The 10,398-nt window shown below is 47.6% G+C and carries 10 protein-coding genes; 1 reads left to right on the top strand and 9 read right to left on the bottom strand.

Translation table 11 applies throughout. The features are described from left to right. Positions 1-21 precede the first annotated feature (21 nt). The gene (locus DDZ15_RS08435) at positions 22-558 is read left to right on the top strand and encodes a flavodoxin domain-containing protein (protein ID WP_109646651.1); all 537 of its coding nucleotides are present in this window, start codon (positions 22-24) and stop codon (positions 556-558) included. A 616-nt stretch (positions 559-1,174) separates the two neighbouring features. Here DDZ15_RS08435 and DDZ15_RS08430 read toward each other — a convergent pair. The 9 genes from DDZ15_RS08430 to DDZ15_RS08390 all read right to left on the bottom strand — a co-directional run bounded on the left by DDZ15_RS08430 (position 1,175) and on the right by DDZ15_RS08390 (position 10,337). Further along, positions 1,175-2,257: a serine hydrolase domain-containing protein gene (locus DDZ15_RS08430; RefSeq protein WP_109646650.1), complete on the bottom strand. Its 1,083-nt coding sequence runs from the start codon at positions 2,255-2,257 to the stop codon at positions 1,175-1,177. Between the two features lie 282 nt (positions 2,258-2,539). Beyond that, a complete protein-coding gene (locus DDZ15_RS08425; protein ID WP_109646649.1) occupies positions 2,540-3,496 on the bottom strand; it encodes a calcium/sodium antiporter in 957 nt (318 codons plus the stop codon). Between the two features lie 262 nt (positions 3,497-3,758). Continuing rightward, on the bottom strand, positions 3,759-4,172 hold the full coding sequence (locus tag DDZ15_RS08420; RefSeq protein ID WP_146198551.1) for a hypothetical protein: 414 nt from the start codon (positions 4,170-4,172) through the stop codon (positions 3,759-3,761). A gap of 181 nt (positions 4,173-4,353) precedes the next feature. After that, entirely contained in the window at positions 4,354-5,724 is a 1,371-nt protein-coding gene (locus tag DDZ15_RS08415) for a serine hydrolase domain-containing protein (protein WP_158278654.1), read from the bottom strand. A 150-nt stretch (positions 5,725-5,874) separates the two neighbouring features. Continuing rightward, positions 5,875-7,059 carry a hypothetical protein gene (locus DDZ15_RS08410; protein ID WP_109646646.1) on the bottom strand — a complete coding sequence of 395 codons (1,185 nt, stop codon included), beginning with the start codon at positions 7,057-7,059 and terminating at the stop codon, positions 5,875-5,877. 21 nt (positions 7,060-7,080) lie between these two features. Further along, positions 7,081-8,187 (bottom strand): BamA/TamA family outer membrane protein, encoded by a 1,107-nt coding sequence (locus DDZ15_RS08405; RefSeq protein ID WP_158278653.1) that lies wholly within the window; start codon positions 8,185-8,187, stop codon positions 7,081-7,083. A 55-nt stretch (positions 8,188-8,242) separates the two neighbouring features. Next, positions 8,243-9,214: an Acg family FMN-binding oxidoreductase gene (locus DDZ15_RS08400; RefSeq protein ID WP_109646644.1), complete on the bottom strand. Its 972-nt coding sequence runs from the start codon at positions 9,212-9,214 to the stop codon at positions 8,243-8,245. 32 nt (positions 9,215-9,246) lie between these two features. Beyond that, positions 9,247-9,927 carry a hypothetical protein gene (locus tag DDZ15_RS08395; RefSeq protein WP_199222920.1) on the bottom strand — a complete coding sequence of 227 codons (681 nt, stop codon included), beginning with the start codon at positions 9,925-9,927 and terminating at the stop codon, positions 9,247-9,249. Next, positions 9,924-10,337: a DUF6567 family protein gene (locus tag DDZ15_RS08390; protein WP_109646643.1), complete on the bottom strand. Its 414-nt coding sequence runs from the start codon at positions 10,335-10,337 to the stop codon at positions 9,924-9,926. The genes DDZ15_RS08395 and DDZ15_RS08390 overlap by 4 nt, the downstream gene beginning before the upstream one ends. Positions 10,338-10,398: the final 61 nt, after the last annotated feature.

Raw genomic sequence — 10,398 nt, 5'->3', positions numbered from 1 at the left:
TATAAACCACATCTGAAAGCCATGAAGATCATGATTGTTTACTCCACAACGGAAGGCCATACGCGCACCATTGCCGAATTTCTCGATCAGGAGATAAAAAAGCTGGGACATACGGCCGGTTTGTTCAATGCAACCGTAAAGCCGCCGACGCCCGAGGGCTACGACGCGGTTATACTTGCCGGATCCGTGCATGCCGGAAAGTATCAGACTGCCATCGAGCATTATGCGAGGGAATATCACCGCGAGCTGAACGAACTGCCGGTACTTTTTATGTCGGTAAGCCTTACGGCCGCATCGGATGATGATGCGTCCTGGAAAGAGCTGAAAGAGCAGACGGACAGTTTTATGCTTTCAACCGGACTGAAACCGGATCAAATAGAATATGTGGCGGGCGCCCTTCTCTATACGAAATACGATTTTTTCAAGCGCTTCATCATGCGCAGTATCAACAAAAAGAGCGGCGGCGATACGGATACATCACAGGACCATGTATATACCGATTGGGATCGGGTTGCAGAGATACCTGCGAAACTGGTATCACTGGCGGGGGCAAATTGAGAAAAAAACGGTGGCCAAAGCTTTAATTCATGAATCCCTTACAACAGTCCCACAATCTGCATCAAGAATATCCTACAGCCGGGGTGGGAATTAACGTACAGTCCATTTCCCCTGCCCGTACTATCATGTAACCAGAGCGTTGACAATCTGTAGATGAGAACAGCTTAAGAGCACAATTCGGGAACGTACCACGGTATGAACCCGGATTTGCCGGGAAAATATCCGCCGGCGATCATTGGTTACCTTACGACAAAGGTTCTGAAGATTGTGCTCCGGTTACTTATTTATCGGGATGGATGATGCATTCATGCTCCGGTGCGCCCGGAGAAGAATCATACCGAAGCTGCCGGCAGGGGCGTTCCGCTTAGGCGGAGCTGAGATGTACCCTCATAACTTGATCCCTGATCATTCAGGGCGTAAGGAGTTCGACAGCTTCGACCATTTAATCAAGAAGAAATGCCCGGAGGCGGACGATGTTAAACCATCAGACGCTGACGGGTATTCTTTTTTTGGCGGTTTGTTTCCCGGACCGGCATGAGGATAAGCTTTAACCGGTATACGATTGGAACAGATCTTGACAAAAGGTGCTGAAAACCTGGATAGTTATGAGCACGTGTTACTGCTGGTGCTTCAGGATTTGTCTTATCACCTTAAACATAAATCTGACACACTTCTTTTGGTAGGACGTATGATTGAAATTTCCAATAAGGTACGCATCCAGTTGGGGATGGTAGAACATGAATGCGCCCGTTGCTCCCAGCACGCCCCAGCAGCTGTACTTTTCAGGCAGTATCACCGGGATGGGCTTAACCTGCCAGATACCATATCCGTAATCAAAGCCCGGATTTAATCCGACCTTATCCTTTTTCATAATCCCGAGGGTCTCTGCCGATACCAGTTTATGTGACGACAGCGCCTTCATGAATGTGAGAAGGTCATCCATCGGTGCCACCACGCCACCCCCTGCATAGTCAATACCGGCAAACCCCTTCAGTTCATTTAATCGGATGTCATCCGTGAAGAAATCAGCGATCGGCAGATCCGTCTCCTCCATGGGTTCGGAGACATGAAGCATGCTTGCGTGTTTCATCCCAAGCGGGGCAAAGATCATTTCCCGTAAGGCTTCATGAAACGGCCGGCCGGTGATATGTTCAACGATCAGCCCAAGCAGGTGATAGTTTGTGTCGGTATAGAACCCTTTCTTACCGGGTGGCGCTGATGGGTTGAGATTCCGCCTGGCCCAGATCACTGCTTCCCGCGGAGTGATGCTGAAATCCGGATCTGCCAGAAGCTTGTCTAACAGCGGAAAAAAATTGTCCGGCAATCCGGAACTCTGGTTTAACAAATGCCGGATCTGAATCTGATCGGACCAGTTATCACCCTTGTACACATGAAGGCCGTCCATTATGTCCGGTTCCAGGTACCGGCTGATTTTATCCTCAAAGGAGAGCTCCCCCCGTTCATGCAGCAAAGCGATGATGGTGGATGTAAACAGTTTCCCAACGCTTGCCATATAGTTGGGTTGCTGAGGCGTCGACGGAATATCTCCGGTTGTTCCTTCCGCAAGGTTGATGTGAAGGTTCGCTTTTTCGGAGTGAACAAGCAGGAATGCGTTTTTCACCCTGGCGTCTTTTTTTGCCGTTTTTCTGAAGAATCGTTCAATTTCCGTTTCCAAAACCGTGGGTTTGGTGAATGACATTACAGGTGAAAGTACGGGGTTTGGTTCCGTAGTATCACCGATACTAGGTTGAAAGTGATAAAATTTCGGAAAAAACTACAACTATGAGGTTCTATTGTTTAGCAAAAGGTTGGCTGAGTATACATTTAGTTGGGCAGATCAGCCATGATTTTTTCGGCCTTTGGCTCAAATAAATTTTGGAAATCCTCATTAGTATCAACCATTTTATACCCTATTGCTTTAAATGGAGCTGCATCGTCAGGGACTCCACCTGCAATTCCCGAGTCAACGGATCACCTGCTATCAGGCTGATGACAAAATCAGCCAGGATGTATATGCTGTGTAGAGCACCAAAAGAATCCACCCTTCTGCACGGCTGATCTGCTTCCCCGAAAAGAATACCGGCAGACAAAGAAGCGCCACCGCGATCATCACCGGGATGTCGAACAGAATTGCGGAATCCGATACGCTCATGCCGCCACCGGCCACCACGCCGCTGATCCCCAGCACCGCGAGCAGGTTAAAGATGTTGCTGCCAACCACATTGCCTACCGCGATATCCCTCTCCCCTTTTACAGCGGCTATGATCGATGTAACCACCTCCGGCATTGACGTGCCCGCCGCTACAATGGTGAGTCCGATAACCAGCTCGCTCACGCCGAACGCCCGTGCAATATCCGTTGCAGAGTCCACAAACAGCCTGGATCCAAATACCAGCAGGGCCAGTCCGCCAATTACAAAGCCCGAATTCAGCACCCACGCTCCTAAGTCCGGCGTCAGCTGCTGTCCGGCATCCGGTGGCTGTTCTGATAGTTTTTCACGGCGGCTCTGACGGATCAGAAACCAGATATAAAGAATAAGACAGGCAAACAAGACGGCTCCTTCCGCCGCTGAAAGCACGCCGTTAAAGGCAAAGAGCCAGGTTAAAACAGATATCCCGATCATAAGCGGAATTTCAATACGGACCAGCTTTTGGGATACCGTTAAGGGCACAATAATGGCTGAGATTCCCAGAATGAAGAGAACGTTGAAAATATTGGACCCCACCACATTTCCCACAGCAATGCTTGCATCTCCCGAGAGCGACGACTTGATGCTGACGGCCAGTTCGGGAGAACTTGTTCCAAAAGCCACGACGGTCAGCCCAATCACCAGGGGTTGCATTCCGAGGATAGCTGCAATGCGCGAAGAGCCCCGCACCAGCGCCTCAGCACCGGCAATGAGACAAAGAAGTCCCGCAAGAAAGAGTATCCAAACCATACGCGATCAGGATAGCAAATATCAGTGTTGATTGAAAGAGAACCGATAGGACTGGTGGAAGCCGGTCTTGAGTTTCCAGGAGCAGTTAGCAGTTGGCAGTTGGCATCATCAAAGTATGAAAGAATCAAGTGGCAGGTTATATGCAGAAGGCAAAAGGCAAAAGCATGCCCTGGGCGGAGTCGAATGGGTAACAGGGAGACTTTTATGAAAAGCTGCACATCGCCAGTCGCAAGTCGTCCATCGTCCATCGATTTACAGGCTCTCAGGAGTGCTGAGTTACATCAAGTGCCCGTCGAACGGATGGCAGCATCACCAGGCCCAGAAGCACCAAACCGATCAGTCCGTATATCAGCTGCAGCGGAGGGTCGCTATGGTATCCCACCATCATGATTTCAACACCGATCCATGCGATCAGTGCTGTGCTGACAACAAATGCCCCGGGCCAGGCCCAGATAGCCCTCTTCCCAAGCCCGAAAAACACTACCACAGGAAGAATGCCCAACACCGTGAACAGAATGAATCCGGGAATCAGAAAATTATCAAATGGTGACCCCTCAAGCATGGATACCGGCATACTGAGAAATTCGCCGGAAGGGTCCGCAACCAGTGCCGCACCGCCAAACAAGCCGCTTACGCCCTGAAAGAGGATGAGGGCCATGATGAGATAGAGGCTCAAGGATCTCCCTGATTTAGTTGTATTTTTCGCCGACTGATTCATATGATGTGATCGCATTGTTGGTTTCCGTTCCTGTTTCATTTCGGATTTAATTTATGTAACGGTCTTTCCGGATATGCTTGCCCTTCCATACCGGATTAAAGCTTTCTGTTAAAAAAATCCATCATTCAACCGGTATCCGTTATGAACTTTCCGTCCCACAGTCTGCCGGCGGAGTCAATCCCGATATCAGAAGCACAGACGCCAATATGATCAATGCGACAAGAAACCATGATGCGGCTCCGGGAAAGACCGACGTAATGAAAAGATATTCCTTTGTAAGACTCAGGATGATAGCTGCAGACAGTAGTACGAACAGTGAGAGCTGCACGAACTGATTTACAGAATAGTCCTTAAGCTGTCGCTTAACCTTCCGGTTGCCCCTGGAACAATCCCGGAATACACGCCCTAAATGGAAAACGGATCCCGCAAAAATCAACAAGATTAATAACCAAAAACCGCTCATGGCCTTCACAATGATCCCCATTCCTATAGAACCAACCCCAGCCCATTGCGCCCAGTCGCTTAGAATACTGGATATAAGAGGCCAGCTGCGAGAGCTGTTTGTAAGGATTACAATACCATCGCCCGACTCAGGGACGATGTGAAAATGGCTCATCCATCCGTTACCTTGTCCACCACCGAATACAGCTTTTTTTCCGTTTGGAAGGATTTCTATAAAATGGCCCAGTCCGTAGTAATCCGAAACAAATGAATATACATTGTCTATCTCGGTGACCGGCATGTAGAGCTCCAGTAAACTTTTTTGAGAGAGAACAGGATCGTCAGAATACATTGAGTCAACCATTCCTGAGGACACAAAAGCGGCTATATCTTTCACATTTGCAAAAAGCCCTCCGGCCCCTTTTTCGGCATATACGTAGACAGGCACTGACTCACCGCCTGTTTTATGGCCATCGGGAACACGAGTCGGAAAGTCTTCACGCCATATGAAATCAGCATGCTGCATTCCCAGTGGGGATAACACTTCATCCTTCATAAAGTCTGCAAAGCTGCGGCCGCTCACATCCTCAATGAGCAGCTCGAGAAGGTTGAAACCCACATTTGAGTAGTTGAACGACGTTCCGGGTTCCCGGATAAATTTCACTTCGCGGGTGAGACTTTCCCGCAGTGACGGCTTCTTCTCGTTCGGATCATATTCCAATCCAAGGGTGCCGAGGGCAAGCCCGGAAGTATGGCTTAAGAGATGCCTGATTGTAACCTTTTTCAAGTCAAATTCTGTTTCCGGAAATTCCCAGCTTACAAGGTGTTTGTAAACCGGATCTTCCAGTTTGATTTTTCCCGTTTCCACAAGCTTCATGACACCCCGCGCGGTCACAGATTTGGAAATCGATTCAACTCTGAAAATGGTTTCAGCCTTCATCCTGATCTGATCATCTTTGTCAGCCAGCCCGTAGGCCTCAGACCAGGCTACTTTACCGTTCTGTATCAGCGCAATTGCAGCTCCCGGTACCTGATAATTCTCCATCCAGACGGGTATGCGCTGATTCATTGTCTGCCGAAAACCGTTTTGACCGAACACCTCACTTTCTCCAGTTTCTGAGTGTTGATTTGCACTCGCCAGAAACGATATGATTATGATAAAAGTAATCGACCGAATTTTCATTTCAGGTCTCGTTTAAGTATGGATCCATTCTGGGTGCTATGACTCCAACACCACCTCTCTCAAAAGATCTTCAGGAAAAATGCCGTCATTGAATATTTTCCTCTTCCAGTCCGGATATACCCGGTCCAGCATGATAGCCTGAAGCATCCCTGTATAGTAAAATCTATTATCGCCTCTTCGGTTTATCGCTCTTTCAGTTTCTTGTAATTGATTTCTGAGGTACGATTCACGATTTGAATAATTTCTGAAATCACTCAGATGGGCAATTTCTTCCACAGGTTCATAGCTGGGCAGTTCATCGGCAACCATTCCGATTTTCAGCTCGGTATATTTTGCCAGGCCTTCAAGCCATTCTCTGTTTTTCTCATATTCTATCTGTTCGTCCGAAAGATCGGCCGCCTTTCTCCTTTCTTCCCTTTGATAGATATACTCACTGATATACCCCTTAATCTCCGCATCGCTATCCGATTCATAGGCTTTTAATAGAATGTCAACCTCACTCTCCCAGCCAACCTTATTTTCATCATTATCCCACGGGTAATGATCAGACTGTTCTGTGATGCTTTCGGCTCTCGAAAATTTTTTATTGGATAACATTCCCTGGTGTGCATGAAATGCTTCATGAATAAGGGCGGCAAGGTAGCTTTCAGCCTCTCCCATTACCAGATTCCAGAATAATTTGTAAGGGAAGACTTGTCTGATCAGCGGCGGAAGTTCCTTTTTGAAACCGGAATAAAACGACACTTCAGCAAACTCACGTGTCTGAAGCGTACTTACCCAGACAGACCCGACTTTTACGGTGAAATTTTCAGGAGTGGTATCAGGGTCAGGAAGGGACTGATAATAGTAGGTATTCCCCTGAAAATGATCGCCATCCATTTCAATCCATTCGTTTCCGCGGTGTAAGCCCGACGGTACCCTGATCCATCCCGCTTCAGGGGTTTCCAGTCCTACCAGAAAGGCAAACTCCTCATTATATACAATTACGGGAATCCTGGTTTCCTCCAAATCAGGCCAGAACTCCTTTATCACCTTATCCTGGAGGTTAAAATACTCGGCTATATATGCTTTTTGGGGTTCTGTCAATCTTTGCGTGACAGATGATGAGCTTCGGAGCGTTTGGTTGTACAGTGCTGATACTGTAAGCAAAAATAGCATCACCATTGCGATCCAAAAGAATCCTTTCAGAATGATTCGAACGGTTTTTTTCAGTTTTTCCATTTTCAGCCTGTTTTTATCAAATCAAAAAGCCTCTCCTAACTGGATATAAAGTCCGCTGGTTCCTCTTCCTATCCCGTAGTCAATACGGATATTGGTAGGGTCATCCTTGTTTACATTAAATCGGATACCGGCACCTGCACTCCATTTTACTGAAGACAATTTGATGTCTTCATAACGATGCCAAACCTCCCCCAAAGCACCAAAAACGGTAACCCCGAGTCTTCCCATCACTTTCTTTCGCAGCTCGGATTGAATCTGCGCTGCATTCAAATCCCGATATCTTCCGCCATAATATCCTCTCCCGATCACAGCCCCGCCCAGTTCTGACATATCCAGAAATGAAGGGTTTCCTGCTGCAGATCTGAATAGTCCCTGGAAGGCCAGTACCGAACGCTCATTGCGGCCTATTTGAATGTACTTTCTGGCATCAAAAAGAAAGGAAGTATACGGATTGGTGCTTCCAAACAATGACGGATTGACCAGAGACGAAAATTCCACAAAGTGATTACGCGTCGGTGTCATATTGCTATCTCTCAAGTCCCTGCGAATCATCCACCCGACTCCGGTTGAAACACTTCCCTCCGCACCCGGATCATTCGGTGCCGGTATGTCCCTTCCGTCTATGCTCTGAAATGAAAGATTGAATACCTTGCTCCATCTGATAAATGGACCCGTAAACAGGCCTCTCCTGACTTTTTTTAATGCAGTCTGTTTGATGTGAACCTGGGTGAAAAGAATATTCATTTCATCGTTATCCCCGGTGGCCGGCCCAATGCCCCAGTAACTGTTCGGAAAATAGTTCGTAAAGTAATTGCCGGTGAAAACCCATTTTTCATCTGGCAAAATAATATCAGACAGCAGGCTTAAAAGCACCTGATTCTTAGTTGTATATATGCCTGAGAAAAAAAGGCTCGAAGAGCGGGTTTCGGGGCCTGAGCCCGAAAGTTTAAACTGGGGAACAACAACAGCACCAAACATAAAACCCGTCTCGGGAGTAGAGCCGAGTGCAGGCAGAAACAAAATCTTATCCTGATAGGCGTTCTCATGAACGAATACAGAGTCCTGAGCCAGTAATGGACACCCGGAAATAAGCGCCACCGCTAATGTTATTGAAACGATCCTTCTCACTCGTTGTGCCGGTTTCTCTATGGATGACTGTTCAATCATTGAGCATACATACTATTCATGAATCGATTCGTACCTCCTCAGGCGGCCTTCTGGGCGAACGGGGAGCACGGGATGCGTACCCCAGCCTTATCAGCAGAACGGGCTGTTCATCCGGATGTAAATCCAGGTGGGCCGACAGTTTCTTCCTTACCGATTCAACTTCACAAGGCATATTCAGGTGGGCATGCGCGATCCCAAGGGAAGCAGCGGTTAGAGCGACTCTCTGAAAGCCCCTTCCGGCATCGACCCAGTGCTTTTTATCGTTTTTTTTGCAGATAAAGAGAAAAAGATGCGAAGAACTCCGGATCTGTTTTTCGGTCTTTTCTGCTTCACGGTCTGCCGTTACAAAGGTTTTCATGATGAAGCGGCCCAGCCAGCGGGGAACATTCGGAAACCCCATCACCTTTGCACTAAGGCCATCCCTATTGTTTTGTACCTCTTTTTTGTTGAATCGGATCCATGATATCAGTTCCTCAACAAACCGATCGTCGTTGAACTGTATCCTTCCCGCCTCTTTAACCAGTTCAATAACCGGATCAACATCTTTTCCCTGCGCATCAAATGTTTTAACAACCACTGTATCTTGTTCATTGGCCTGTAAAAGCTTTTCCATATCGGCCGGAGGAATCTTCTGCTCATCGTACATGCTCCTGTTGGATTGCCTGACCGGAATAGCTTCATAAAGATCCTTTTCTTTGGCCGGGCTTTCATCGGTAAGGGTAACACGCAGACACTCCTCATTTTCATCATCCGGAAAAACACCGACCCTGCATGCTGATCCATCCTCTTTGGCAGAGATCACCAGATTCTCAAGTGCACATCCAAGACTGATGTAGAGCGCGTGATTATCCGGATCCACAACCGAAAGAGTACGATCGAAATCGGGATAGATACGTATGATGTTATCTTGTACAGAAAATTTCCACGGCTGCGTATTGTGTCCTGAAGGAGCCAGTGTAGAGTAGTATATAAGATCTCTCGTATCCATATATCTCAGATTAATATTTAAAATCTCTTTTTCTACAGCGCAGACTGCTGAATCAGCCTGTTGTAAAAAAGGCCCAGAAACAGAAAGCCGATAGGGGCAACCACGCCATATCCTAAAACACCAATGTTCCGGATCGTCATACTGGCCGTGTAAACTCCCAGCAGTCCGGCAAAGCTCAACAGCGCACTGATTAAAAACAGGTACCGTACGGCTTTCTCAAACCCGTCACCGTTAAAAACCGGTACCGCAAAGAGCATGGACAATGCAAAGAACCAGTCCCATGCCAGGATATCCAGAGCGTACACAACCGAAGGCCACTCAAAAAGAAACAGATTTTGCACCCATGGCTGTGAGTGGTCAAGGTGCGGACTCACCGTGAGAATCGAAAAGTGCACGGCTGACGTCAAGCCGGCCATCATTGCCATGAAAACAAGAGCCAGGAGGCTCCACAGTTTTTTATCCTGCGCGGATACCCCGTGAACAGCCGCCATGGCACTCATCATGGATGGAGCTATGAGCAGGATCAGCAGCTCCATCATCGTAAACCAGGGATCCCCTATCGGGTCCTGCGGCGACTCCAGCGAGATCAGCCCGATCATAGTCACGACAGCGTAGATCACGCCAATCACAAACGTCAGGAAAGCAAAAAACCTTCCGTATTTCATGTTTGCCGGTATCACTGCACCGTCATGAACCATGGATTGAGGCTTCATTCAAATTCAACAATATCAGCCCTTACCTTGATCTTTACTTTTGTATAGACGATCAAATTTATGATGTCTGTATCATAGCGCACATTTGTCAGTGCAAGCTTTTGATTGTCAACCTCTCCCCCGGCCGACTCATAATTTTGCCAGAGGTTTTCAAGCGCTTCAGCGTAGAGCATACCTGTACCTTCAACCCGTGCTATGGCAAGCGTTGCGGCCGTCAGCCCCGTAGAGTAGCTAAGGCCAAGGATGTATCCGGATTCAGATTCACCCGACACATTTGTAGCTGCGATGCTGTAATTGCCCTCCTCAAGGTTTACTATGGTTTGGTTTGCGGATAAAAATGCACCGGTACTCGTACAGCCGCTTACGAAAAGAGCAGCTAATAAAATGGTTGTCAGAATTTTTGTTTTCATGGGTACTGTCTCAGAGATTTTATTTGAAGTTCAGTTATCTGCCTGTACTTAAACAGACAAC

It is taken from the genome of Rhodohalobacter mucosus (assembly GCF_003150675.1).
Classification (GTDB): domain Bacteria; phylum Bacteroidota; class Rhodothermia; order Balneolales; family Balneolaceae; genus Rhodohalobacter; species Rhodohalobacter mucosus.
Note: the sequence above shows the minus strand (reverse complement) of the source record. Positions and strands in the feature narration are given on the sequence as shown.

Excerpts from the sequence above, each read along its gene's own strand:
- DDZ15_RS08435 (WP_109646651.1), top strand. The coding sequence starts at position 22 with ATGAAGATCATGATTGTTTACTCCACAACGGAAGGCCATACGCGCACC.
- DDZ15_RS08430 (WP_109646650.1), bottom strand. The coding sequence starts at position 2,257 with ATGTCATTCACCAAACCCACGGTTTTGGAAACGGAAATTGAACGATTC.
- DDZ15_RS08425 (WP_109646649.1), bottom strand. The coding sequence starts at position 3,496 with ATGGTTTGGATACTCTTTCTTGCGGGACTTCTTTGTCTCATTGCCGGT.
- DDZ15_RS08415 (WP_158278654.1), bottom strand. The coding sequence starts at position 5,724 with ATGAATCAGCGCATACCCGTCTGGATGGAGAATTATCAGGTACCGGGA.
- DDZ15_RS08410 (WP_109646646.1), bottom strand. The coding sequence starts at position 7,059 with ATGGAAAAACTGAAAAAAACCGTTCGAATCATTCTGAAAGGATTCTTT.
- DDZ15_RS08400 (WP_109646644.1), bottom strand. The coding sequence starts at position 9,214 with ATGGATACGAGAGATCTTATATACTACTCTACACTGGCTCCTTCAGGA.
- DDZ15_RS08395 (WP_199222920.1), bottom strand. The coding sequence starts at position 9,927 with ATGAAGCCTCAATCCATGGTTCATGACGGTGCAGTGATACCGGCAAAC.
- DDZ15_RS08390 (WP_109646643.1), bottom strand. The coding sequence starts at position 10,337 with ATGAAAACAAAAATTCTGACAACCATTTTATTAGCTGCTCTTTTCGTA.